The sequence below is a fragment of the Halopseudomonas pachastrellae genome, from assembly GCF_900114765.1.
In the GTDB taxonomy this organism is placed as follows: Bacteria; Pseudomonadota; Gammaproteobacteria; order Pseudomonadales; family Pseudomonadaceae; genus Halopseudomonas; species Halopseudomonas pachastrellae.
This window is the reverse complement of the sequence record NZ_FOUD01000007.1, coordinates 103797-128447: the sequence shown is the minus strand read 5'-3', so window position 1 is coordinate 128447 and position 24651 is coordinate 103797. Positions and strand designations below refer to the sequence as shown.

Sequence of the window (24651 nt, the reverse complement as noted above, 5' to 3'; positions counted from 1 at the left end):
GAGAGAACTATGCAACTGACTTCCCTGACCGCCGTATCCCCGGTTGATGGCCGCTATGGCAGCAAAACCGCCGCTCTGCGCCCTATTTTCAGCGAATACGGCCTGATCCGTTTCCGCGTTCAGGTAGAGGTTCGCTGGCTGCAGTGCCTGGCCGCGCACCCGGGCATCAGTGAAGTTGCACCGTTCTCCGACGCTGCCAACGCCATCCTCGACCGCCTGGCCGAGGACTTTGACCTGGCACACGCCGAGCGCATCAAGGAAATCGAGCGCACCACCAATCACGACGTCAAGGCGGTCGAATATCTGCTCAAGGAGCAGGCCGAACAGCTCGACGAGCTCAAGCAGGTCAGCGAGTTCATCCACTTTGCCTGCACCTCCGAGGACATCAACAACCTGTCCCACGCGCTGATGCTGCGCAGCGGCCGCGATGAGGTCATCCTGCCGCTGATGCGCCAGGTAGCCAACGCCATCCGTGCGCTCGCCAAGCAGTACGCCAACGTACCCATGCTCTCGCGCACCCACGGCCAACCGGCCTCCCCGACCACGCTCGGCAAGGAACTGGCCAACGTTGTGTACCGCCTGGAGCGCCAGATTGCCCAGGTCGAGAGCATCCCGCTGCTGGGCAAGATCAACGGCGCGGTCGGCAACTACAACGCCCACCTGTCCGCCTACCCGGCAGTCGACTGGGAGGCCAACGCCAAGCAGTTCATCGAGCAGACCCTGGGCCTGCAGTTCAACCCGTACACCACCCAGATCGAGCCGCACGACTACATCGCAGAGCTGTTCGACGCCGTCGCGCGCTTCAACACCATTCTGATCGACTTTGATCGCGATATCTGGGCCTACATCTCCCTCGGCTACTTCAAGCAGAAGACCGTTGCGGGTGAAATCGGCTCCTCGACCATGCCGCACAAGGTCAACCCGATCGACTTTGAAAACTCCGAAGGCAACCTGGGCATCGCCAACGCGATCATGCAGCACCTGGCCAGCAAACTGCCGATCTCCCGCTGGCAGCGTGACCTGACCGACTCCACCGTGTTGCGCAACCTGGGTGTTGGCTTTGCCCATAGCGTCATCGCCTACGAAGCCTCGCTCAAGGGCATCGGCAAGTTGGAGCTGAACGCCGCGCGCCTGGCCGAGGATCTGAACAACTGCTGGGAAGTACTGGCAGAGCCGATTCAAACCGTTATGCGCCGCTTTGGTGTGGCCAACCCGTACGAGAAGCTCAAGGAGCTGACACGGGGCAAGGGCATCACACCGGACGCACTGCTGGCCTTCGTTGACAGCCTGGAGATTCCGGATGATGCCAAGGCCGAACTCAAGGCCCTGACCCCGGCCAGCTATATTGGTAACGCAGTAGCCCAGGCCGAGCGTATCTGATCCGCGCCAACCAACGCCGCCACCCTGCCCCACAGCGCCCGGATTTACCGGGCGCTGTCCATTCTGGAGCCAGAAAGATGACCATTGAATTCGACTCGCTGTTTGGTGATATCGGTGTCGACCGCTTCCTCGCAGAATACTGGCAGCGCAAGCCGCTGCTGATTCGTCAGGCCATTCCCGGCTTCGAAAGCCCGATTGAGCCCAACGAGCTGGCGGGCCTGTCGCTTGAAGAAGAAGTCGAGTCGCGCATCATCCTCAAACAGGGTTCACACCCGTGGGAGCTGCGCCAAGGGCCGTTTCCGGACGACACCTATCAGCAACTCCCCGAGCGGGACTGGACGCTGCTGGTGCAGGCGGTCGATCAGTTTGTACCGGAAGTCGCCGACCTGCTGGCTCAATTCCGCTTTCTGCCCAGCTGGCGCGTGGATGACGTCATGATCAGCTATGCCACACCCGGCGGCGGCGTTGGTCCGCACTATGACAACTACGATGTGTTTCTGCTGCAGGGCCACGGCAAACGCCGCTGGCGCATCGGCCAGCAGTGCAGCGAAGACAGCCAACTGCTGGACAACCCGGACCTGCGCATCCTTGCTGACTTCGACTGCCAGGATGAATGGGTGCTGGAACCCGGCGACATGCTGTATATCCCACCGGGCGTTGCCCACGACGGTGTCGCCGAGACCGACTGCATGACCTACTCCATTGGCTTTCGCGCCCCCAGCCACGCCGAGATTCTGGTGCACTTCACCGACTATCTGGCCCATCACCTGAGTGACGATCAGCGTTACGGCGATGCCGGTCTCAACCGTCCGTCGGACCCTGCGGCCATTGATCCCGCAGCGATCGATCGCCTGCAACAAAGCGTTCTGCGCCTGGTCTCAGACAAAGAGGCATTGGCAACCTGGTTCGGCCGCCATATGACCGAAGCCAAGTATCCGGAGCTGGCGCAAGCCTACGCCGGAGAGCCCGAGCCCTTGGCAGAGTCGCTGAGTGCCGGCATTGGCCTTGAAACCAACCCGGCGGTGCGACTGGCCTACTGGGAGGCGGCCGACGGTAGCTTGCGGTTGTTTGCCAATGGCGAGCATTGCGCTGTGGGTCCGGCCCTGCTGCCGCTGGTTCAGCTAATCTGTAATCAGCGCTATCTGCCAGCCGAGCTGTTGCTTGGCTGGACGCAGGAAGAAGACGCCCAGCAACTGCTGGAGCAACTGGTGGCCAAAGGTTTTTTGTTGATGGAGAGACAGGATGAATGACGTCTTTGTTACCACTGCTGACTGGCGCACAGGCAAGGCCCTGCGCGACATACGTCAGCGGGTATTCATTGACGAACAACAGGTTCCCGAGGACCTGGAGTGGGACGCGCTGGATGAAACAGCCACCCACTTTCTCCTGTATCGAGCCGAGCAGCCGGTCGGCACCGGCCGGTTGCTCAGCGACGGTCACATAGGGCGTATCGCCATCCTGCCAGAGCATCGTGGTGCCGGGCTGGGCGATCAATTGATGCGCGCCATTATCGAACACGCCCAGGCCCAGGGCATGGATGAGCTATTGCTCAGCGCCCAGACCCACGCCATTGCGTTCTATCAGCGTCTTGGCTTCAGCGTCTGCTCTGAGGTCTACCTGGACGCCGGGATTGATCACCAGGACATGTGCTGGAAAGCCAGCGATCAGGTGGAGCATTCGCTCGCCGACATCGAGTTTATCTCCCCCGGGCGCTTCAGCATCCTCAACCCGGACACCGAGTCCGAGCAGGCTACGCGCTACCCCGAAGACGACCCGGCGCTGACCCCGCTCAACGAGGGCAACGCCCAGGCGCTGCTCAACGAGCTGGTAACCGCTTGTCGCCAGCAACTGCTGGTATTCGCCCCGGAGCAGGCGGCATGGCTGTTTAAGCGACGCGATTTCATCGGCGCCTGCGAAGCACTCATTGCCCGCAATCCGAAAGCCCAGATACGCATTCTGCTGCAGAGCGTTGACCCGGAGTTTCTCTCCGGCCATACGCCGCTAGCACTGGCCCATCGCTTTCCCAGCCTGTGCCAGGTAAGACGTCAGCACCCTGACCTGCCACTCCAGGCCCATGTACAGGTCATCAGCGACGATCGCGGATTTCTTATGCTACCTAAGGCACGTCAGCGCGACGGCTTCGTGCGGCGCGACAGCGCCGATCAAGCTAAACGCTGGGGTGATCGCTTCAATGAACTCTGGGCAAGCAGCCAAACCGACCCGACACTGAGGAGGTTTCTACTGTGAAGTCAGGCATGCTCAAACTACTGTGCTGGATGACGCTCTCCATCGCCACCCTGATGGCCAATGCCGCGCCGACTACCGAGATTGTGCCGCTGGGCTACAACATGGCCGAAAACATCATCCCCGCCATCCAGCCGATGTTGCAATCCAACGAGCGGGTGTCAGCCTACGGCAACCAGCTGCTGATACGCGCAGAACCGCAGCGCATTGACGAAATCAAAGCGCTGGTCGGCCAATTGGACACTCAGCCTTCCCGGCTGATGATCAGCGTTGCCAACTCCGGCAGTAGCAGCGGCAGCAGCGGTGGCTACCGGGTTGATGGCAGCATCGACACCGGGCCAGCCGAGATCATCATCGGAAACCCAGACAATCACGGTAACAGCGCACGCATCATCAACCGGCGTACCTATGGCAGCAACGATGGCGTTCGCCAGGTTATGGCTAGCGAAGGCTACCCGGTACTGATTCAGGGTGGGCAAAGCGTGCCCATCACCACCAGAACCACCAATGTCTACGGCCAGGTCATTGAGCAAACCCAATACCAGGACGTAACCCAGGGCTTTTACGCCACTGTGCAGCTGAGCGGCGACATGGCGACCATCACCCTGAGTGCCAACAACAACCGCCTGAACAACCGTCGTCAAGGCGTCATCGATGTACAGCAGGCCGACACCGTGGTCACCGCCCCGCTCGGCCAGTGGGTAACCGTTGGCGGGCTGGACGACGCAACCTCGGGACGCGATAGCGATGTTGGACGACGCATCAGCACACAGCGCAGCAGCAGCGGCTCGATTCGCCTGAAAGTTGACCGCGTTGACTGATGCGTCACGTACTGCACGTTGTAGTGCCAGCCAAAAAACACTACATACGGCATTGACTTATCCCAATCGAAGTCCCATCATTGCCCACGCTCCCGCTAGCCAGAGGCCCTGAGGCCTCCGTAACGGCGCCAATACCAACGGCTCGTTATGTGTCTATACCGCTCATAAGGCAGATTGACGAGGTGGCGACTGGAACGAAAGTTGTCCTGAGGGACGGGGAAGCGATTTAAGCTGCACAGTTAACGCCGGCAAGCAAACGCCATTACCGATGGCTTAGCGCTCGCACGACTGTCACCTCCTCTCCTTTTGGCGCATCGCCAGTCTCCCCTTTTCATATCCTTCCGAGCAGTAACCGCAGCAGCGGAGCAATGGGTCGACAAATCGTGCTGAACCTAACGCCAACTGTGAAGGATTGACCATGTCAGCTTACCAAAATGAGATCAAGGCCGTTGCCGCTCTGAAAGAGAAAATGGGCAGCTCCTGGAGTGCCATCAACCCGGAATACGTAGCTCGTATGCGTGTTCAGAACCGCTTCAAGACCGGTCTGGAAGTCGCTCAGTACACCGCAGACATCATGCGCAAGGACATGGCTGAGTACGACGCCGACTCCTCTGTGTACACTCAGTCTCTGGGTTGCTGGCACGGCTTCATCGGTCAGCAGAAGCTGATCTCCATCAAGAAGCACCTGAAAACCACCAACAAGCGCTACCTGTACCTGTCCGGCTGGATGGTTGCTGCACTGCGTTCCGACTTCGGTCCGCTGCCTGACCAGTCCATGCACGAGAAGACTTCTGTTGCCGCTCTGATCGAAGAGCTGTACACCTTCCTGCGCCAGGCTGACGCTCGCGAACTGGACCTGCTGTTCACCGCTCTGGACGCTGCTCGCGAAGCTGGCGACCAAGCCAAGGCTGCTGACATCCAGAACCAGATCGACAACTACGAAACTCACGTTGTGCCGATCATCGCTGACATCGACGCTGGTTTCGGTAACGCTGAAGCGACCTACCTGCTGGCCAAGAAAATGATCGAAGCCGGTGCCTGCTGCATCCAGATCGAAAACCAGGTTTCCGACGAGAAGCAGTGCGGCCACCAAGACGGTAAAGTTACCGTTCCGCACGCTGACTTCCTGGCCAAGATCAACGCTGTTCGCTACGCGTTCCTCGAGCTGGGTATCGACAACGGCGTGATCGTTGCTCGTACCGACTCCCTGGGCGCTGGCCTGACCAAGCAGATCGCTGTTACCGCTGAGCCGGGTGACCTGGGCGACCTGTACAACAGCTTCCTGGATTGCGACGAAATCTCCGATGCCGAACTGGGCAACGGCGACGTTGTTATCAAGCGCGATGGCAAGCTGCTGCGTCCGAAGCGTCTGCCGTCCAACCTGTTCCAGTTCCGCAAGGGCACTGGTGAAGACCGCTGCGTACTGGACTGCATCACTTCCCTGCAGAACGGCGCAGACATGCTGTGGATCGAAACCGAGAAGCCGCACGTTGGCCAGATCAAAGGCATGGTTGACCGCGTACGCGAAGTCATCCCGAACGCCAAGCTGGTTTACAACAACAGCCCGTCCTTCAACTGGACCCTGAACTTCCGTCAGCAAGTGTTCGATGCCTGGACTGAAGCTGGCAAAGACGTTTCTGCCTACGATCGTGCCAACCTGATGAGCGTTGACTACGACGAGTCCGAACTGGCTGCTGAAGCTGACGAGCGCATCCGCACCTTCCAACGCGATGGTTCGGCTCACGCTGGCATCTTCCACCACCTGATCACTCTGCCGACATACCACACTGCCGCACTGTCTACCGACAACCTGGCAAAAGGTTACTTCGCAGAGCAAGGCATGCTGGCTTACGTGAAAGGCGTTCAGCGCCAGGAACTGCGCCAGGGTATCGCCTGCGTCAAGCACCAGAACATGGCTGGCTCCGACATCGGCGACAACCATAAAGAGTACTTCGCTGGCGAAGCTGCTCTGAAAGCTAGCGGTAAAGACAACACCATGAACCAGTTCGGCTGATAGCCACTGATTCAGAGCCGCAAGGCTCAGGTGTGAAGAAGGGGCTGCCACTGGCAGCCCCTTTTTTCTGTAAAGCATCAAACTGCTCAGGTAGAATGCGCAGCACTTCTGCCCTACCCCGGTTCACGCAACAAGGCATTATTCAGTTATGGCACGCCTGCAACTCGACTTTCCCGAGAACCAGTTTTACTTCACCACTCAGCTCACGGTGCGCATTACCGACATCAACTCGGCGAACCACCTGGCAAACGACTCGATGATCTCAATGATCTCCGAGGCACGTGCACGCTTTCTGTACCAGTTCGGTATCGAGGAAGTCAGCGAGAAAGGCGTCGGCATCATCGTGACCGATCTGGCCACGACCTACCTGCGCGAAGCGTTCGCTCGCGACGCCCTGATCTTTGAAGTCGGCCTGATGGATCTGAACAAGTACGGCGGTGACATCATCTTCCGCATCAGCAAGGCCAGCAATGGCGAGCTTGTGGCACTGGCCAAGTCCGGCTTCGTGTTCTTCCATTTTGCTACCGGCAAGGTTCGCCCCATGCCCGAAGACTTTCGCCTGCGCTTTCCCGGTGTCAACTCAGTTGAGCCTGAAGACAACGCTGACGACTAAAAGCGCGTTTTCCGGACACAAAAAAACCCGGCCAATGGCCGGGTTTTTCTGCTTGGGAGAAGTGTTACTTCACTTCAACCTGCGCTTCGACTTCGGCTTCTACGCGACGGTTCATCGCGCGGCCTTCATCGGTAGCGTTGTCAGCAATCGGGCGAGCTTCACCGTAACCGGCGGAGCTAACACGGGAGCCGTCTACACCTTCGCTGATCAGAGCTTCACGTACCGCATTGGCACGACGCTCAGACAGGTTTTGGTTGTAGGAATCGCTACCAACGGAGTCAGTGTGACCTTCAACGGTAGTAGTAACCGACGGGTAGGTCTTCATGAATTCAGCCAGGCTCTGGATGTCTTGGCGGAACTCAGGACGGATGGTGTCTTTGTCGAAATCGAACAGCACGTCCAGCTCAACGCGGACCGACTGCATTTCCGGAGCGGGTTCCGGAGCTGGTGCCGGGGCGGGTGCCGGAGCCGGAGCGGGCTCAGCAACTGGCTGGGACTTCGAACCGAAGTTGATACCCAGGCCTACGCCTGCCTGCCACTCGGTGTTACCGTGGTCAAACCCGTACAGCGCATCAACACCAGCCTTCACGAAGAAGTTTTCGTTCAGGTAGTTTTTGATGCCCACGCCAGCCATGGCCATAGTGGTGCGGTCTTCGATGGTAGTTCCGTCCGGCTCGAGCTCTTGGTGAGCCAGGCCTGCGGAAACGTACGGACGAACGTTGCCAGCGCCGAAGTGGTAAACAGCTTCAACCTGAGCCAGTTTGCCGTCGACATCAGTGTCAGTCGGCTCGTGCTCCAGGTTCTTGTACTTACCCAGGCCGATGCTCAGCAGGACATCGTCGTTGACGAAGTAACCGATGCTGCCACCAACCAGGGTGCCGTCGTTCATGTTGTACATGCTGTCGGTGAAGTAGCGATCCGCAAAGGCTTCCACTTCAACAGAGCCGGCTTTACCCTGGGCCAGCACAGACATGCTGGAGGCAGCAACCGCGGCACCAACAACGAGACCCACAGTGTTTTTCAATTTCATCTTTGAATCCCCATCAAATCCATTAAGACGTTTTAGCTTTCGCAAAACTCCGACACAGTATAGCTGAATATCGCTAAAAACTATACAAGCCTTATATGAAAGGACTGTCAATCTGGTTTCGCAACTTTTCCAACGCACGCTTGTAACGCATCTTTGTTGCGCTCAAGCCCATGTGCATGATGTCGGCGATTTCCTGGAACTCCAATTCCGCGACAAACCGCAACACCAGAATTTCCCTGTCGATCGGATTGACGTGAGCCAGCAAACGACTCAATCCTTCCGATCCCTCGGACGTGCTCGCTTCCTGCTCCTCGCCCTCTTCCTGAGGATCGAGACTGAGCGCATCCATCAGCCGACGCTTTCGCTTGTCCTTGCGGTACTGGGTAATGCACTCGTTGTAAGTGATGCTATAAAGCCACGTTTTAAATTTGGCCTTACCCTCAAACTGCTTGAGGCCGTGCAACACTTTAAGCATTACTTCCTGACAAACATCGTCTGCGTCGCGCTCGTTACCTAAATAACGAACACAGACGTTAAACAAAGTTCGCTGATATCGCCGCATCAGCTCCTCATAGGCAGTTGTGGTGTGAATTAGTTCACTTTTTGCCTTGAGAACCAGCGCGTCATCATCAAGATCGGCTGGGTTATAGCGGCGCGCTGTTCGGCTCTGCTTGGTCAAGGTACCAACATCTTCCGTTATCGGCGGAACCGGCGCTCAGCGCCGCACCCGTTGTTCGATCAGCTCACGGTTGGCGACTGAGATTAGTTGCCCGTCAGCGTTCAGAATCTGGGTTTTGACAGTGCCGATTTCCTCTATCACGCCCTCGACGTCACCCACCGCAATATCATCGCCCGGCTGGTACAGCTCGCGCACATAGATGCCGGCAATAATCTGTGCAACCAGGTCGCGACTGCCAAGACCCAGCGCCAGAGCTGCCGCCATGCCAAAGGTAATCAGCACGATGGCGATGACCATATTCAGCAGCGCGGTTTCGATCTGCAGCTGCCCGATAGCCAGCGAGACAGTAATGATGACCAGCAAGCCCTGTACAAAACGGCCAATGCCATTGGCATACTCAACGCCGACGCTCTCGGCCGTACCACGTACAACCCCGTTTGCCAGGTGCGACAGCAGCAGACCGCCGAGCAGAATCAACGCAGCCCCGACCACCTTGGGCAGGTACAGAGTGATGGCGTCCAGCGTAGACGAGACCCGGGCCAGGCCCAGCGACTCAGACGCGGACACCACAAAGGTCAAGAGGATGAACCAGTAGGCCACCTTGCCCGTGATGGCCGAGACCGACATGTTGATGCCGATGCGCGCGAGCATCTTGTTGACACCCGTGCCGCTCATCAGGCGGTCGAGCCCCAGCTTGGCAAGGCCCTTACCAAGCACCGCATCCGCTATCTTGGCCACGATCAGGCCCAGAACAATGATGACCAGCGCAGCAATCAGGTCAGGAATAAAAGACGCTACCTTGCTCCACAGGGTGGTCATGGCAGCAACGAAGCTTTGGCTCCAGACGTCGAACTCCATGGCAGAACTCTCCAGATTTGACAGGTGAACCGCTCGTTAGAGCTCAGGCGATTTGGAATTATCGGCATCACGCCGCGTCGGGCGCGCGTGCTTGAGGCCACGCGCACCGCCCTCAGACAGCACCCAGCCCCAGCGACTGAACAACCCCAGCAGGTCGCCGGCAGCGCCGTGCAAATGTGCTCGGTGCAATACGCTATCCAGGCGCTGGTCATCACTGCGTCCAGCGTGATTGTCCGTATCGTCTTGCAGCATGGCGCGCAGTGCGCGCTCCAGGGAATCGTCGTCTGACATAGCGGTCTCCGGGCGGGTTGGCAGCACTTGAACACCAGCTATAACGCAGCAAGGGGGAGGTATTGCTACTCTCCCCCTCGCCAACTGGTGCCAGCAGACCTTTACTCGGGCATGCTGAGCGCCGTGGGTGAAACAATAATGCCGTTGTTATCGGCATAGACGTACTCACCCGGGCGGAAGGTCACGCCGCCAAAGGTCACCACAACGTTAAGGTCACCGATACCGCGCTTGTCGGTTTTCATCGGGTGACTGGCCAGCGCCTGGATACCCAACGCAGTCTGGGCCAGCACATCCACGTCACGAACGCAGCCGTAAACGATGATGCCTTCCCAGCCGTTCTTGGCAGCCTTTTCGGCCAGCATGTCGCCCAGCAGGGCGCGACGCAGGGAGCCGCCGCCATCAACGACCATGACTTTGCCCGTGCCGTCCTGATCGACCTGCTCCTTGACGATGGAGTTGTCCTCGTGACACTTCACGGTGACGATCTGACCACCAAAGGAGTCGTGACCACCAAAGTTGCTGAACATCGGCTCAACGACAGCAACGTCGGGATAGGCGTCACACAGATCAGGCGTTATGTAATGCATGGCATTCTCCTTGAACGTGAAGGTAAACCGGCTTACTTGCCATTCTCGGCGAGGAAGAACCAAGTGTCCATGACCGAATCAGGGTTCAGGGATACGCTTTCAATGCCCTGCTCCATCAGCCAGCGTGCCAGGTCCGGATGATCCGAAGGGCCCTGACCGCAAATGCCGATGTACTTGTTGGCAGCGCGGCAGGCCGCGATGGCATTGCTCAGCAGCTTCTTGACCGCGGCATTACGCTCGTCGAACAGGTGGGCGATGATGCCGGAGTCACGGTCCAGGCCCAGCGTCAGCTGAGTCAGGTCGTTGGAGCCGATGGAGAAGCCGTCAAAGTGTTCCAGGAACTCTTCGGCCAGCAGCGCGTTAGCGGGCAGCTCGCACATCATGATCAGACGCAGGCCATTTTCACCGCGCTTCAGACCGTTCTCACCCAGCAGCTCAACAACCTGCTTGGCTTCGCCAACGGTACGCACGAACGGGATCATGATCTCGACGTTGGTCAGGCCCATTTCGTCGCGCACGCGCTTCATCGCGCGGCATTCCAGCTCGAAACAGTCGCGGAAAGAGTCGCTGATGTAGCGCGATGCACCGCGGAAGCCCAGCATCGGGTTCTCTTCTTCCGGCTCGTACAGCTTGCCGCCGATCAGGTTGGCGTATTCGTTGGACTTGAAGTCAGACATCCGCACGATGACCTTCTTCGGCCAGAACGCGGCGGCCAGGGTGCTGATACCCTCAACCAGCTTGTCGACATAGAAGTCGACCGGCGCGCTGTAACCAGCGATGCGCTTCTGCACGTTATCCTTGACGTCCGGCGGCAGGCTGTCGAAGTTCAGCAGTGCCTTGGGGTGCACGCCGATCATACGGTTGATGATGAACTCCAGACGCGCCAGACCCACACCTTCGTTGGGCAGGTTGGCAAAGTCGAACGCGCGATCCGGGTTGCCCACGTTCATCATGATCTTGAACGGCAGCTCCGGCATGGCGTCGACGCTGTTGGTCTTGACGTCGAAGGACAGCTGACCGGAGTAGATCAGGCCGGTGTCACCTTCGGCACAGGACACAGTTACTTCCTGACCGTCTTTCAGCTCGCTGGTAGCGTTACCGCAACCAACCACAGCCGGAATGCCCAGCTCGCGGGCAATAATCGCCGCGTGGCAGGTACGGCCGCCACGGTTGGTGACGATGGCGCTGGCGCGCTTCATCACCGGCTCCCAGTCAGGATCAGTCATGTCAGAGACAAGAACATCGCCCGGCTGAACCTTGTCCATCTCGGCAACGTCGTTGACGATACGCACGCGGCCGGCGCCAATGCGCTGACCAATGGCGCGACCTTCAACCAGGACGGTGCCCTTTTCTTTCAGCAGGTAACGCTCCATGACGTTGGCGCTGCTGCGGCTTTTAACGGTTTCCGGACGAGCCTGTACGATGTACAACTTGCCGCTGTCACCGTCTTTGGCCCACTCGATATCCATCGGACGACCGTAGTGCTGCTCGATGATCACCGCCTGCTTGGCCAGGCTGACGACTTCTTCTTCGCTCAGGCAGAAGCGGCTGCGATCAGCCAGATCAACGTCGACAGTCTTGACCGAGCGACCAGCCTTGGCTTCATCGCCGTAGACCATCTTGATCGCCTTGCTGCCCAGGTTGCGGCGCAGGATCGACGGACGATCAGCGGCCAGCGTAGGCTTGTGTACATAGAACTCGTCAGGGTTGACCGCGCCCTGAACCACGGTTTCACCCAGGCCGTAGGCACCGGTGATGAAAACCACGTCGCGGAAGCCAGACTCGGTGTCCAGGGTAAACATGACGCCGGCGGTACCGGTCTCGGAGCGCACCATGCGCTGCACACCGGCAGACAGGGCGACCAGCTTGTGATCAAAGCCCTGGTGCACGCGGTAGGCGATGGCACGGTCGTTAAACAGAGATGCGAAGACTTCCTTGGCTGCGTAGATCACGTTGTCCACGCCGCGAATGTTCAGGAAGGTCTCTTGCTGGCCGGCAAAGGAGGCGTCCGGCAGGTCTTCTGCAGTAGCAGAAGAGCGCACGGCTACCGCCAGTTCGGGGTTGCCCTCAGAGAGGGCATCAAAGGCTTCGCGAATAGCCTTGTCCAGCGCCGGCGGGAACTCGGCATCCATCACCCACTGGCGAATTTGGGCGCCGGTCTGAGCCAGGGCATTGACGTCATCGACGTCGAGTTTGTCCAGCGCAGCATTGATGCGGTCGTTCAGACCACTTTGCTCGAGAAATTCCCGATAGGCCTGTGCAGTGGTTGCAAAGCCACCGGGAACCGATACGCCGGCGTTGGCCAGGTTGCTGATCATTTCACCAAGCGAGGCGTTCTTGCCGCCTACACGCTCGACGTCGTCAACACCCAGCTGCTCGAAGGACACTACGTACTCTAACAAGGTGATCTCTCCGTCAATCAATTAATAAATCTGGCGGCAGCGGCATACTGGCCTGCCTGCTGCAAATGCGCCACAATGCCGTTCACCGAGGAGACACGCAGGCCATAGGTCCGGGTCATCCTGTCTACGAGAGACGACATATTAAGGCTTCGTAAATGAAACGCACTGCTTTTTTCATTTCTGATGGTACTGGCATCACTGCCGAGACGCTTGGCCAGAGCCTGCTGGCGCAATTCGAGAACATCCAGTTCAGCAAGTTGCTGCGTCCCTACGTGGATACCGTGGAAAAAGCGCGTGACATGGTACAACAAATCAATGCCGCTGCCGAGAAAGATGCGGCGCGGCCGATCATTTTCGATACCGTCGTCAATGATGAGATTCGCCGCGAGCTGGCCAAGTCTCAGGGCTACATGATCGATATATTCTCGACCTTCCTGGCCCCGCTGGAGCAGGAACTGGGTGATGGCTCGTCCTACTCGGTCGGCAAGACCCACTCGATTCAGCACAACACGCACTACAAGGATCGGATCGACGCGGTGCACTACGCCATGGACAACGACGATGGTGCCCGCACCCACCACTACGCCCAGGCGGACATCATCCTGGTCGGCGTATCGCGCTGCGGCAAGACGCCCAGCTGCCTGTACATGGCCCTGCAATACGGCATTCGTGCCGCCAACTATCCGCTGACCGAAGACGACATGGAGCGCCTGCAGCTGCCCAAGGCGCTGAAGGAGCACAAGCACAAGCTGTTTGGCCTGACTATCGACCCTGATCGTCTGCAGGGCATTCGCAACGAGCGCCGGCCCAATAGCCGATATTCAAGCTTTGCCCAGTGCGAGTTTGAGGTGCGCGAGGTGGAGAACCTGTTCCGCAAGGAGAACATCCCCTACATCAACTCGACGCATTTCTCTGTTGAAGAGATTTCGGCCAAGATTCTGATGCAAATGGGCATTGAGCGCCGCTTGAAGTAACAGCGGCAAGCATTTGAAATAGATCAGCTTTCCAGCCAAACCCTAAGGCTGTCCGGTGACTTCCCGGTCAGCCGTTTCAGCAAGCGCCGAAAATTGGTGCGATCACTGATCTGCAGGCTGGCAGCCACTTGTTCGTGGCTGTAGCCACGCCCCTGATACAGCTCCATCGCCAGCTGGGTGTGGGCCCGATCCAGCAACTCCTGAAACCCCGCGCCATCGCGCTGCAAGCGACGCTTGAAGGTAGCCGGGCTCATGCCCAGCTGCTCGGCCAACTGCTCCAGCCCCACCCGCTTGCGAATCTGCTGATAGAGCGCTGCGAACACCACTTCTGACAAGGTCCCCTGCCCTGGCATAGCCGCCAGCGCCAGCTCAGCCTGCTGCCGGGTGATACGCGCGAGCATCGGCGAGGCCGACTGCGGCGCAGTAACCAGCAGCTCACGCGGCAAGCGCATGCAGGTGACCGGCGCATCAAAGCGCAAGCGCTCGCCCAGGTGCACCCAGTACTGCTCCACGTGCCTTGGCTCACCCCACGCCAGGCGATATTCCCAGGGCAAGCTGGCGCCCATCAAGGTACGCAGCAGCGCGGTAACCGCTGTCATGCTGGCCTCAAACAGAAACTGCCGATTTCGCCCCAGCCCGACCGCATCCACCCAGTAGAGATAGGCGTGATGTTCGTCCAATACCAATCTTGGGGACAGCAGCGGACACAATATCGCGCGGAACTGCACAAGGTCCTGCAGGGCCTGCAAACCGGAGTCGGCAAGCAGCAGCAGATTACTGCATGGACCGAAGTGCCCCGGCAACAGGCGCTGGCCCAGCAAAAAGCTGCTGTCGTCAGCGCCCAGCAGTTGGCGGGCGTTATCGACCAACTTCAGATACTGTCGCGCGCTGATCACCGCATCCGGCAGTAGCAGGTCTTCGTAGAACAGCCCGCTGCCGCGCATCAGTCGGTGGCTGTCCAGACCACGGCAAAGCGCCAGATCGATCAGACAGGCCGGCTGATAACCCGCGCTGATTACCCTTGCATCGGCATCAAACCAGTCCGTCATGCCGTCAGGCTCTCTTCAACTGCAACGCCTGCTTGGCGTGCGCCATGGCAAGGTTGCTGCGTTGCAGCAATGATTCGGCATCGTCCTGTCGTGCCATGACCGCCACAACCGTCGCGCTCAACACGATACGCTCGCCCTGCTGTGCGCTTCTGCAGGCCAGATGGGCAATCGACTGGCTTAATTCGCGGGCCATGGTCTGGGCTTGCTCCTCCAGCGTGTTGGGCAGCACCACCGCAAAGCGGTCGCCCGCCAGTCGGCACAACAGATCATGCCGGCGCAAGCTCATCAGCAGCAGCTGACAGACCAGTTGCAGCACCCGATCGCCCTCCTGATGACCATAGCGAGCGTTAACCCGATTGAAGTCGTCCAGATCAATGGTGAGCATCGACAATGGCTCCTGAGCGGCCGCCGATCGCGGCAAGGCCTGGGCCAACTGGCTGCGCAGATATCCGGCATCGGCCAGTGGCGTCACCTTGTCGAAGTGACGATGCTCCCGAAAATACCGCTCCCGGTTAACCATCTGCGCGTTGATGGCCAACTGCTCACGGTGCCAGTGATAGATACCGATAGTCAGCAGCACGAAGCCAATGGGCATGGGCGCGGACTCAAGCCAGTGGTCCCAGACCCACGCCTCAGGCAGCGCGACAAACTCATCCAGCGTGTCCATCCACAGCGACAGAAACAGACACGCCAGCCCGACAAACAGCAGGTTGGTCACCCGCCCGGCGGGGCGACTCTTCAACATCAGCGCCGTCCACAGCAGCACCAGAAGCGCCGAGCCACCCTCACCGGCGATATCGGTCCAGTCCCATATGGCGGTCGGCTTTATCTCCCCCAGGCTCAGATAGAGGACCATCCCCGCGTTGGCAAGCAACAGCAGACCAATCCATTTGATGCGGTGAAGGAAGAACATTGAACTCATCGGGACCTCGCGCGTGGGCAATGGCGCAAGCAGACCAGAGCAATATGACGGTTCGATGTCAGCGCCGCGGGTCAAATTGGCTCAAGCGACTTTGCCCAAGCACTGAAAAAAGCCGGGGAAATGCGCCGAAAGCCCTCTGTTACGAGGCTTGCAGACAGGCCAAGAAGGTCAATTAAGCTCAGTCAGGCCGCCAAACCCGCTGATTTGACGCGGTTTCACCCCGCCCGCCGAAACACTGTCACAGAAACGCCATCTGCCCTGCCTAAGTTCCCCTCCCAAACGGGACACGAAACCCATTTCGCCAGGAGAGGAACCCCATGTCTGCCCGCCATTCACGTCTGCACGCAGGCTTTCGCATCAGCACGCTGGCCCTTGCCATCGCCGGCAGCTCCGCCAGCTGGGCGCAGGCCACAACCGAAGTCATGACCATCATCGGCCAAGCCGCCCAGATGGAACAGGCGCTCGAAGAACAGCGCCTGTCCAACAACACCGAGAGCGTGGTGCACGCCGACGCCATTGGCCAACTGCCCGACGAAAACGCCGCCGAAGCGCTGCAGCGCGTACCTGGCATCTCGGTCGAACGCGATCAGGGCGAAGGCCGCTTCGTCCGCGTTCGCGGCCTGGGCGCAGATCTCAACAGCGTGACCATCAACGGAACCTTGGTCCCGGCGCCAGAGAGCGACCGCCGCGCCGTGGCGATGGATGTGCTGCCCAGCGAACTGATCCAGTCCCTCTCGGTGGTCAAGACCCTGACGCCAGACATGGATGCCAACTCCCTGGGCGGCACCATCGAAGTCGAGAGCCTGTCCGGCTTCGACCACGACGGCCTGTTCTACAGCCTGTCCACCGAAGCCAGCTACGACGACAACACCGGCGACACCAGCCCAGAGGTGTCTGGCGCGTTCAGCAACCGCTTCAGCGTCGGCGATGGCGTCGACAACCTGGCGATCGCTGCCGCGCTCAGCTGGGCAGATCGCAGTTTCGGCTCTGACAACGTTGAAACCGGCGGCGCTTGGGATTTTGACGACCCGGCCGGCGCTCGCCTTGAAGAGCTGGAAGAACGCCGCTACGACATCAATCGAGAGCGCGCAGGCATTGGCTTGAACGTTGACTATCGCCCGGACGAGGACACCGAGCTGTACCTGCGCACCCTCTACAGCCGCTTCAAGGACAGCGAAACCCGCCAGGCCAACGTGATTGAGTTTGCCGACGCTCAGCTGGCAGGTGAGCGAGGTGATGCCGAAGGCGCACGCGAAATCAAAGACCGCGAAGAGACCCAGGAGATCAAAAGCCTGGTTATTGGCGGCGAGCGCCAATTGGGCGACTGGAAAGTCGCCGCACAATACGGTTACAGCGAGGCCGAAGAGGATAGCCCGCTGCACACGCCCGGCGCGGTCTTCGAGGGCAACGACGACTTTGTCAACGCTGGTTACGACGACAGCAAGCAACCCAACCTGAGCATTGATGACGCGTTCTACGATCCGGCCAACTTCAGCCTGGCCGAGATTGAACGCGAGCAAGGGCTGACGACCGACACCGAGCAAAACATCCGTGTCGATCTGACCCGCGACTGGTTCATGGCTGACCTGCCCTCGCAGCTGCAGTTTGGTGCCAAGTTCAGCACTCGCGAAAAGGACAATAACCTTGATGTCTGGGCCTACGAGGACTTTGACACCTACGGATTCACCGACGACCAGCTCAGCCTTGAACACTTTGTCAGCGGCACCACCCGTCTTGGCCCGAAAATCTCCGCCAGCGCGCTGGAGCGTCTGCTCAGCGGTCTCAATCCGGCCGATTTCTATGATGATGAAGAATCGCGCATCAACGACTTCACCATCCAGGAGAACATCAACGCCGCCTACCTGATGAACACGGTCGATATTGACGACCTGCGCATCATCGCCGGCCTGCGCTACGAAGGCACACGCCTGAAAACCGAGGGCACCGGCCTGAATGAGGGCGTATTCGAAAGCGTTGACACCCGCAACAGCTATCACCACTGGCTGCCCGGACTGCATGCCATCTACCAGCTTGGCGCCAACAGCCAGCTGCGTGCCAGCTGGACCAACAGCGTGGTGCGCCCCACCTTCGGCCAGCTTTTCCCAGGCTTTGTGGTTGACGGTAATGAAGCCGAGTTCGGTAACCCCAACCTCAAACCACTGGAGTCGAGCAACCTGGACTTGGGTATCGAGCACTACATGGGCCGCGCCGGCGCCGTCTCGGCCTTTGTTTTCTATAAGGATATCGAGAACTTCGTCTACGACGCCGACCTGGCCGGCACGGGCGACTACGCAACCTTTGACGAGGCGATGAGCTACGTCAATGGCGACAGCGCCACGGTCTACGGACTTGAGCTGGCCTATGCACAAAAATTCAGCTGGCTACCCGCTCCGTGGAACGGTCTGCTGGTTAACGCCAACACCACCCTCAGCCGTTCCGATGCTGACATCGAGCAATACAACCCCGACACCGGCCGCATGCAATCACGCAGCATCGACCTGCCGGGCCAGTCGGATCTTACCGGCAATCTGACGCTGGGCTGGGAAAACGACAAGCTCAGCCTGCGCGTGTCTGCCAACTACAAATCGGACTACCTCGACGAAGTTGGCGATGTGCTCGATAAACGCTACGACTACCGCGTTGACGATCAGCTGTTCGTCGACCTGTCGGCCAGCTACTTCCTGACTGACAACCTGCAGCTCTTCATGGCGGCCCAGAACATCACCGACGAGAGCTACTACGTCTACACCGGCGACCGGAAATACAACGCTCAGTACGAAGAATACGGCCCAACCTACAAAGATGGCCTGACCCTGACCCACTTCTGAGCGACTGCGGCGGGCAGTCACGCCCGCCGCGACCCGAGACATAAACGAGAACTCCAATGCGTCCAGTACCATCCATTATCGCGGTGGTCGGCAGCGCGCTGCTGCTGGCTGCCTGTAACGAACAAAACAACAGCGAGCAGCCGCAGTCGCAAGCAGCCGCACCTGCCACCCAGAGCGACCTGGCCCTGCAGGTACGCAGCGCCAGCGGCATCAGCGCCCAGCGCCTGATCGCCGGCGAGCAGGCAGGCAGCCTGGTGATCAACGCTCAGGGCATTCAACTGCTCGACAGCAACGACAGCCCGGTAGCCACCGCCCTGCCCGGTTACTACGACACCCTCGCCGTGCAGCCAGGCACCGCTGGCCTGCTTGCGGCCAGCCACGATCTGCAGCGGGACCAACCCGTCATTCTGCGCTGGAACACCGCCGGCGCTGCCTCTGCGCCGGAATACCTGCCCAGCACCGGCTACCCGCTGGAGGACCTGTGCTTCTACCGGGACCAGAGCGAGCACAACTACCTGTTTCTGATCGGCGAAGAAGGCCTCGGGCAGCAATGGTTGCTCGGCGAACAGGGGGCCCCGTCGCGCCTGGTGCGCAATCTGCACTTGCCGGTAGGCGCCAAGGGGTGTGCGGTGAATACCGCGCTGGACGCGCTGTTCATCAGCGAAGAAGAGATCGGCATCTGGCAGTACGCCGCCCACCCCGAAACGGACAGCACTCGCCGTATCGTCGACCTGATCCAGCCCTGGGGTGCACTGCCTGAAGGGCCGGAGGGGCTTGCGGCCAGCCCGGACGGGCTGCTTGCACTGGACACCGGCAGCAACAGCCTGCACCGCTATCGCTGGCAGAACGAGCAATGGCAACACGACAGCTGGCAACTGACCGAGGGCAGCAAACCCGAACAACTGTCGGCACGGGCCAAGGACGACACACTGCAGTTGTTGATAACCGACGACAGCGGCGCCCAGCTACTCACCGAATTGAACGGCGCAACCCACCTTGCCGGTGAAGCCCCGCTGCCCGAGGTGGTTGCCCTGGCGCAAACAGAGCCAGTCCCCCATGGCGGCGACGCCGCCGACGACCCGGCGATCTGGACACACCCGAGCGTCCCTGAGCTGGCTCGAGTATTGGGAACCGACAAACGTGGCGGTCTGGGCGTGTACGACCTGCAGGGCCGAGAGCTGCAATATCTGCCGGTCGGCCGCATCAACAACGTCGATCTGCGCAAGGGCTTTACCCTGGGTGAGCGCCAAATTGATCTGGCCGTTGCTTCCAACCGCGACCGCAACAGCCTGGAACTGTTCGCCATTGACCCGGCAAGCGGCCAGACTACCGGTCTGGGCGATGTGCCTACCGAGCTGACAGACATCTATGGTCTGTGCATGGCGCAGAGCCCGGAGGGTGTTGTCTACGCCATCCCCAACGACAAAGACGGGCGCTTCATTCAATACCGGCTTGATGGCAGCAGCGGCCAGGTTACCGCCAAGGCTGTTCGCCACTTCACGACCGAGACCCAGCCCGAAGGCTGCGTGGCTGACGATGCCCGCCAGCAGCTGTTTGTCGGCGAGGAAGGCGTCGGCATCTGGACCCTTTCGGCCGCAGAAGATAAGCCCACAGAACTGACCGAAGTTGCCCGTCTCAGCGAGCTGCTGAACGACGACGTGGAAGGCATGGGCGTATACCAGCACCAGGACCGCCCGTATCTGGTTGTTTCCAGCCAGGGTAACGACAGCTACGTGGTGTTCGATGCCGTGCCGCCCTACACCGCCCATGGCGCGTTCCGCATCGGCCTGAATGCTGAGCGCGGCATCGACGGCGTATCCGAAACCGATGGCCTTGAAGTCAGCTCCGCCGACTTTGGCGCCGCCTGGCCCGGCGGCCTGCTGGTAGTACAGGACGGCCGCAAGCGGCTTCCCGAGGGCAACCAGAACTACAAACTGGTGCCCTGGCAAGCCATCGCCGAGCTGTTGCAACTGCCCTGAACCTTCCTGCTTAACCAAATGACAAGACCGGCCCGATCGGGCCGGCAGCGAGGCAAATATGACTGCAACCGATCACAGCATCTGGAGTCTGGTGATGGAAGCCAGCCTACTGGTCAAGGGGGTGATGCTGACGCTGCTGCTGGCATCCGTCGCTACCTGGTTCCTGATCGCCCAGCGCGGGCGCCTGTTCGCCCAGGCACAAAACGCACTCAAGCAATTTGAAAATCAGTTCTGGTCGGGTACCGAACTGGCCCAGCTGTATCGCCTGGAAGGCGGCGCCCCCGGTGTCGAACAAATCTTCCGCGCGGGTTTCAAGGAGTACACCCAGCTGAACCAGCGCGGCAACGGCGAACCTGAGGCGGTGATGCAGCGCGTGCAGCGTGCCATGCGCGTAGCAATCTTCCGGGAAGAGGAGCGACTCGATCGTCACCTGCCCTTCCTGGCCACTGTCGGCTCCGTCAGTCCTTATATCGGCCTGTTCGGCACCGTGTGGGGCATTATGAATTCGTTCATTGGCCTGTCGCAGGTCCAGCAGGCAACACTGGCCACCGTCGCGCCCGGCATCGCCGAGGCGCTGATTGCAACCGCCATTGGCCTGTTCGCCGCCATTCCAGCGGTTATCGCCTACAACCGCTTCAGCACCCGCAGCGAAAATCTGCTTGGGCACTACTACAACTTTGCTGATGAATTCAGCGCCATCCTCCATCGTCGCCTGCACAGCCAGCACGCGGGGTAACTACCATGGATATGCGAGCGACCAGAACCAAGCGCAAGCCCAAGGCTGAAATGAACGTGGTGCCCTACATCGACGTCATGCTGGTGCTGCTGGTGATCTTCATGGTCACCGCACCGATGATGACTCAAGGCGTGCAGATCGAGCTGCCCAAGGTTGCGGCCGAAGCGCTTGAGCCGGACAATCCCGCCTCAATCGTGACGGTGTCGGTCGAAGCCAGCGGTGGTTACCACTGGAACCTTGGCGAGAACGTTGAAACCGATAGCTACGAGCACACTACCGCCACGCTGGACGACCTGACCCGCGAGCTTTCCGCCGTCACCAGCACGCAACCGGACACACAGGTATTCATCCGCGCCGATGCGGCCGCCGGCTACGGGTTGGTCGTAGCCGCCATGGCGGCCCTGCAGCAGGCGGGTATTACCCAGCTCGGCCTGATCACGGAAGCCCCATGAGCACAGCAAGCCCCATCCTCACCAACTCGGAGCATCGCTGCAGCATACCTGGCGAGGCGCGCAGCTCGGTCGCCCTGCCGTTGCTGGCCACCGCGTTGCTGCATACGGCGATTGCAGCCATGCTGTGGCAGGGCTGGGCACCGGCAAGCCCCAGCCCTGCTGCGCAAGCGCCCAGCCTGCGCACACAGCTTGTTACCCTGCCCGCACCGCAGCCTGAGCCACTAGTCGAGCCACCTGCTGCAGCGCCGCCGCCTGAGCCTGCCCCGCCGCCACCGGTGGCAGAAGCGCCCCCACCCAAGCCGGTGGTGGACGAAGCGGCCATTGCCCGCAAGCGCCTGGAGCAGGAACAGGAACAGCAACGTCAACGCGAGCTGCGGCAACAGCAAGAAGCGACGGAACGCGAGCGTGAGCGCGCTGAACAACAGCGGCTGGCAGAAGCCGCAGCCGCCGAGCAACAACGGCGTGACGAGCTGGCCAGACAGCAGGCACAAGCCCACGCCCACGCCCACGCCGCAGCCGAGGCCGCGCGGATCGCCGCTGAGCAGCAATATCGCCCTATCAACAAACCGGAACCGGACTATCCTAGGCGGGCGCTAACCCAGAAACTGGAGGGCGATTGCACCGTCGAGTACGACGTCACGGCAAGCGGTCGAGTGGATAACCCGCGGCTGGTCGACGGTGCCTGCGACAGCCCACTGTTTGCGCGCCCCTCGCTGGCTGCTGCCCGGGATTTCATCTATCAACCCCGCCTGGTCGACGGCCAGCCGGTTACAGTAGCCGGAGTGCGTAATACCTTCCGCTACCGTCTGTCACAGTGAGCTTTCCATGAGTTGGCAAAACCCCGAATTTCACCGTCAGCTGGAAGCAGTCGACGACCACTCGATCAACCCGACTGACAAGCAGGGGCTGGGCGATATCGCTCTCAGCCGGCGCACGCTGCTCAAGGGCCTGGGGGCAGCATCCTTGGCTACCCTGCTGCCTTCGCTGCTCAGCGCCTGCAGTGCAAGCAAGACCGCTCAAGCTTCTCTACTTGGATTTCAATCAGTTGCAGCACAAACCTCCAGCACATTCGACTCGGTAATTGTACCGCCAGGTTACCGGGCCACCCCTTTCTTCAGCTGGGGCGACGCTGTTCTGGCCAACGCGCCGGACTGGCACAGCGATGCCAGCAACAGCTGGGAAGACCAACTCATGCAAGCCGGTGATAACCACGACGGCATGCACTACTTCCCCTTTGCCGACCAGCCCAATGAGCGCGGCCTGCTGGTGGTCAATCACGAATACGTCAACCCGACGCTGCACCCTGCGGGCATGCAGTTCACTTCAGGGCCTGACAACAGCCGTGGCCGTCCCAGCGAGCAGGTTTACAAGGAGATCGCCGCGCACGGCCTGAGCATTATCGAAATCCGGCGCGACGCCCGTGGCCAATGGCAGCGAGTGGCAGACTCACCGCTCAACCGCCGCATTACTGCAGCAACACCCATGGCCGTCAGCGGGCCCCTGGCCGCCCACCCGGCAATGCGCACGGAAAGCGACCCGAGTGGACTGGAGATTCTGGGCACAATCAACAACTGCTCGATGGGCGCTACCCCCTGGCACACCTATCTGGCCTGCGAAGAAAACTTCCACAACTACTTCGTCAACCGCGACGAAGCGGATTACAACGCACGCCCTACCCACAAGCGCTACGGCATCGGTCTTGGCGGCAGCAGCCGCTACTATGCCTGGGAGGCAGTCGAGCCGCGCTTTGACGCCACACCGGACGCCAGTCGCCCGTATCAGGGCCACATCAACGAACCCAACCGCTTTGGCTGGGTGGTCGAAGTCGACCCGTTCAACCCGACCCACAGGCCACGCAAGCGCACAGCCATGGGTCGCCTTGGTCGCGAATGCGCCACCTGCGTAATCGATGACAACGGCCATATGGCCGTGTACTCCGGCGATGATGCGCGCGGCGAGTACGTGTACAAGTTCGTACCAGAGCAGGCCTACAAGTCTGGCGACAGGGACCACAACCGCGACTTGCTCGACGCAGGCACACTCTACGCCGCCCGGTTTGACGCCGACGGCCGAGGCCGCTGGCTGCCGCTGCGCTGGGGACAGCCGGGTCTTACGCCGGAGAACGGCTTCGCGGATCAGTACGCCGTGTTGCTCAATGCCCGTGGCGCGGCAGATGCCGTCGGTGCGACGCCGATGGATCGCCCAGAGTGGGTCGCGTCGCACCCGACAACGCGCGAGATGTACGTCAGCCTGACCAACAACACCGAGCGCGGCAAAGCAGACCCGACCGATGCAGCCAACCCCCGTGAGCAAAACGTTCACGGGCAGATTCTGCGCTGGCGCGAGGACGGCGCCGACCCAAGGGCAACTGAATTCGAATGGGATCTGTTCGTTATTGCCGGCGAGCGCCAGAAAGCTGATGACAGCGTCCCGTCCCATCGCCTCGGCAACATCAACGGTGATCTGTTCTCCTCGCCAGACGGTCTGGCCTTTGACCCGGACGGCCGACTGTGGATTTTGACCGACGCAGATGAACAAGCGCCCTACACCGCGGACATTGGCTGCAACCAGATGCTTTGCGCCGACCCGCTCAGCCGAGAAATACGCCGTTTTCTGGTAGGCCCGCGCGGCGCGGAGATCACGGGTATCACCTGGACGCCGGACGCCCGAGCCATGTGGGTCAACGTTCAGCATCCGGGCATCAGCTATCCGGCCAGCGATGGTAAAACACGCCCCCGTTCAACGACCGTACTGGTCACCAGAGAAGACGGTGGCGTTATCGGCAACTGAAC

Annotated in this window: 21 protein-coding genes; 13 read left to right on the top strand and 8 right to left on the bottom strand. The window is 60.2% G+C overall.

All coding sequences use genetic code 11. The features are described from left to right. The first annotated feature begins 9 nt into the window (after window positions 1-9). The 6 genes from purB (at window position 10) to BM116_RS07265 (ending at window position 7072) form a co-directional block, all read left to right on the top strand. Entirely contained in the window at window positions 10-1380 is a 1371-nt protein-coding gene (gene purB / locus BM116_RS07290) for an adenylosuccinate lyase (RefSeq protein ID WP_083725185.1), read from the top strand. Between the two features lie 77 nt (window positions 1381-1457). After that, entirely contained in the window at window positions 1458-2630 is a 1173-nt protein-coding gene (locus BM116_RS07285) for a ribosomal protein uL16 3-hydroxylase (protein ID WP_083725188.1), read from the top strand. Beyond that, window positions 2623-3627, top strand: coding sequence for a GNAT family N-acetyltransferase (locus tag BM116_RS19315; protein WP_083725190.1), 1005 nt, complete (start codon window positions 2623-2625; stop codon window positions 3625-3627). Before BM116_RS07285 ends, BM116_RS19315 begins: the two co-directional genes overlap by 8 nt. A gap of 8 nt (window positions 3628-3635) precedes the next feature. Further along, a complete protein-coding gene (locus BM116_RS07275; RefSeq protein ID WP_139056951.1) occupies window positions 3636-4445 on the top strand; it encodes a secretin N-terminal domain-containing protein in 810 nt (269 codons plus the stop codon). A gap of 418 nt (window positions 4446-4863) precedes the next feature. Further along, window positions 4864-6459 carry an isocitrate lyase gene (locus BM116_RS07270; protein ID WP_083725194.1) on the top strand — a complete coding sequence of 532 codons (1596 nt, stop codon included), beginning with the start codon at window positions 4864-4866 and terminating at the stop codon, window positions 6457-6459. Window positions 6460-6607: 148 nt separating this feature from the next. Next, complete coding sequence (locus tag BM116_RS07265; RefSeq protein WP_083725196.1) at window positions 6608-7072, top strand: acyl-CoA thioesterase; 465 nt, start codon at window positions 6608-6610, stop codon at window positions 7070-7072. A 64-nt stretch (window positions 7073-7136) separates the two neighbouring features. Here BM116_RS07265 and BM116_RS07260 read toward each other — a convergent pair whose 3' ends face one another. From BM116_RS07260 to ppsA, 6 genes are all read right to left on the bottom strand, one after another. Further along, on the bottom strand, window positions 7137-8102 hold the full coding sequence (locus BM116_RS07260; RefSeq protein WP_083725198.1) for an OmpA family protein: 966 nt from the start codon (window positions 8100-8102) through the stop codon (window positions 7137-7139). Window positions 8103-8193: 91 nt separating this feature from the next. Continuing rightward, window positions 8194-8781: an RNA polymerase sigma factor SigX gene (sigX, locus tag BM116_RS07255; protein WP_083725200.1), complete on the bottom strand. Its 588-nt coding sequence runs from the start codon at window positions 8779-8781 to the stop codon at window positions 8194-8196. 36 nt (window positions 8782-8817) lie between these two features. After that, entirely contained in the window at window positions 8818-9639 is an 822-nt protein-coding gene (locus BM116_RS07250; RefSeq protein WP_083725202.1) for a mechanosensitive ion channel family protein, read from the bottom strand. 36 nt (window positions 9640-9675) lie between these two features. Beyond that, window positions 9676-9930 carry a hypothetical protein gene (locus tag BM116_RS07245; protein WP_083725204.1) on the bottom strand — a complete coding sequence of 85 codons (255 nt, stop codon included), beginning with the start codon at window positions 9928-9930 and terminating at the stop codon, window positions 9676-9678. Between the two features lie 101 nt (window positions 9931-10031). After that, entirely contained in the window at window positions 10032-10517 is a 486-nt protein-coding gene (gene rraA / locus BM116_RS07240; protein WP_083725206.1) for a ribonuclease E activity regulator RraA, read from the bottom strand. A gap of 32 nt (window positions 10518-10549) precedes the next feature. Next, the gene (gene ppsA / locus BM116_RS07235; protein WP_083725297.1) at window positions 10550-12919 is read right to left on the bottom strand and encodes a phosphoenolpyruvate synthase; all 2370 of its coding nucleotides are present in this window, start codon (window positions 12917-12919) and stop codon (window positions 10550-10552) included. Between the two features lie 155 nt (window positions 12920-13074). Here ppsA and ppsR point away from each other — a divergent pair, with 155 nt between their 5' ends. Beyond that, window positions 13075-13893: a posphoenolpyruvate synthetase regulatory kinase/phosphorylase PpsR gene (ppsR, locus tag BM116_RS07230; RefSeq protein WP_083725208.1), complete on the top strand. Its 819-nt coding sequence runs from the start codon at window positions 13075-13077 to the stop codon at window positions 13891-13893. A gap of 23 nt (window positions 13894-13916) precedes the next feature. On the opposite strand, the gene BM116_RS07225 is transcribed toward ppsR, so the two are convergent. Both BM116_RS07225 and BM116_RS07220 read right to left on the bottom strand, forming a co-directional pair. Beyond that, entirely contained in the window at window positions 13917-14942 is a 1026-nt protein-coding gene (locus BM116_RS07225) for an AraC family transcriptional regulator (RefSeq protein ID WP_083725210.1), read from the bottom strand. Between the two features lie 4 nt (window positions 14943-14946). Further along, complete coding sequence (locus tag BM116_RS07220; protein ID WP_083725212.1) at window positions 14947-15864, bottom strand: GGDEF domain-containing protein; 918 nt, start codon at window positions 15862-15864, stop codon at window positions 14947-14949. A 317-nt stretch (window positions 15865-16181) separates the two neighbouring features. Here BM116_RS07220 and BM116_RS07215 point away from each other — a divergent pair, with 317 nt between their 5' ends. Genes BM116_RS07215 through BM116_RS07190 form a run of 6 tightly spaced genes read left to right on the top strand, consistent with a single transcriptional unit; the run spans window position 16182 to window position 24649 of the window. Further along, complete coding sequence (locus tag BM116_RS07215; RefSeq protein ID WP_083725214.1) at window positions 16182-18692, top strand: TonB-dependent receptor; 2511 nt, start codon at window positions 16182-16184, stop codon at window positions 18690-18692. A 56-nt stretch (window positions 18693-18748) separates the two neighbouring features. Next, a complete protein-coding gene (locus BM116_RS07210; protein WP_083725216.1) occupies window positions 18749-20671 on the top strand; it encodes a phytase in 1923 nt (640 codons plus the stop codon). Between the two features lie 58 nt (window positions 20672-20729). Next, window positions 20730-21407 (top strand): protein TolQ, encoded by a 678-nt coding sequence (gene tolQ / locus BM116_RS07205; protein ID WP_083725218.1) that lies wholly within the window; start codon window positions 20730-20732, stop codon window positions 21405-21407. A gap of 11 nt (window positions 21408-21418) precedes the next feature. Beyond that, window positions 21419-21859 carry a protein TolR gene (gene tolR / locus BM116_RS07200; RefSeq protein WP_090475088.1) on the top strand — a complete coding sequence of 147 codons (441 nt, stop codon included), beginning with the start codon at window positions 21419-21421 and terminating at the stop codon, window positions 21857-21859. Beyond that, window positions 21856-22677 carry an energy transducer TonB gene (locus BM116_RS07195; protein WP_083725222.1) on the top strand — a complete coding sequence of 274 codons (822 nt, stop codon included), beginning with the start codon at window positions 21856-21858 and terminating at the stop codon, window positions 22675-22677. The genes tolR and BM116_RS07195 overlap by 4 nt, the downstream gene beginning before the upstream one ends. A gap of 7 nt (window positions 22678-22684) precedes the next feature. Further along, window positions 22685-24649, top strand: a complete 1965-nt coding sequence (locus tag BM116_RS07190) for a PhoX family protein (RefSeq protein ID WP_083725224.1) — start codon at window positions 22685-22687, stop codon at window positions 24647-24649. Window positions 24650-24651: the final 2 nt, after the last annotated feature.

What these genes read in the sequence shown, in the direction of transcription:
- purB (WP_083725185.1), top strand. Translation starts at nt 10, where the DNA reads ATGCAACTGACTTCCCTGACCGCCGTATCCCCGGTTGATGGCCGCTAT.
- BM116_RS07285 (WP_083725188.1), top strand. Translation starts at nt 1,458, where the DNA reads ATGACCATTGAATTCGACTCGCTGTTTGGTGATATCGGTGTCGACCGC.
- BM116_RS19315 (WP_083725190.1), top strand. Translation starts at nt 2,623, where the DNA reads ATGAATGACGTCTTTGTTACCACTGCTGACTGGCGCACAGGCAAGGCC.
- BM116_RS07275 (WP_139056951.1), top strand. Translation starts at nt 3,636, where the DNA reads ATGCTCAAACTACTGTGCTGGATGACGCTCTCCATCGCCACCCTGATG.
- BM116_RS07270 (WP_083725194.1), top strand. Translation starts at nt 4,864, where the DNA reads ATGTCAGCTTACCAAAATGAGATCAAGGCCGTTGCCGCTCTGAAAGAG.
- BM116_RS07265 (WP_083725196.1), top strand. Translation starts at nt 6,608, where the DNA reads ATGGCACGCCTGCAACTCGACTTTCCCGAGAACCAGTTTTACTTCACC.
- BM116_RS07260 (WP_083725198.1), bottom strand. Translation starts at nt 8,102, where the DNA reads ATGAAATTGAAAAACACTGTGGGTCTCGTTGTTGGTGCCGCGGTTGCT.
- BM116_RS07250 (WP_083725202.1), bottom strand. Translation starts at nt 9,639, where the DNA reads ATGGAGTTCGACGTCTGGAGCCAAAGCTTCGTTGCTGCCATGACCACC.
- BM116_RS07245 (WP_083725204.1), bottom strand. Translation starts at nt 9,930, where the DNA reads ATGTCAGACGACGATTCCCTGGAGCGCGCACTGCGCGCCATGCTGCAA.
- rraA (WP_083725206.1), bottom strand. Translation starts at nt 10,517, where the DNA reads ATGCATTACATAACGCCTGATCTGTGTGACGCCTATCCCGACGTTGCT.
- ppsR (WP_083725208.1), top strand. Translation starts at nt 13,075, where the DNA reads ATGAAACGCACTGCTTTTTTCATTTCTGATGGTACTGGCATCACTGCC.
- BM116_RS07225 (WP_083725210.1), bottom strand. Translation starts at nt 14,942, where the DNA reads ATGACGGACTGGTTTGATGCCGATGCAAGGGTAATCAGCGCGGGTTAT.
- BM116_RS07220 (WP_083725212.1), bottom strand. Translation starts at nt 15,864, where the DNA reads ATGAGTTCAATGTTCTTCCTTCACCGCATCAAATGGATTGGTCTGCTG.
- BM116_RS07215 (WP_083725214.1), top strand. Translation starts at nt 16,182, where the DNA reads ATGTCTGCCCGCCATTCACGTCTGCACGCAGGCTTTCGCATCAGCACG.
- BM116_RS07210 (WP_083725216.1), top strand. Translation starts at nt 18,749, where the DNA reads ATGCGTCCAGTACCATCCATTATCGCGGTGGTCGGCAGCGCGCTGCTG.
- tolQ (WP_083725218.1), top strand. Translation starts at nt 20,730, where the DNA reads ATGACTGCAACCGATCACAGCATCTGGAGTCTGGTGATGGAAGCCAGC.
- tolR (WP_090475088.1), top strand. Translation starts at nt 21,419, where the DNA reads ATGCGAGCGACCAGAACCAAGCGCAAGCCCAAGGCTGAAATGAACGTG.
- BM116_RS07195 (WP_083725222.1), top strand. Translation starts at nt 21,856, where the DNA reads ATGAGCACAGCAAGCCCCATCCTCACCAACTCGGAGCATCGCTGCAGC.
- BM116_RS07190 (WP_083725224.1), top strand. Translation starts at nt 22,685, where the DNA reads ATGAGTTGGCAAAACCCCGAATTTCACCGTCAGCTGGAAGCAGTCGAC.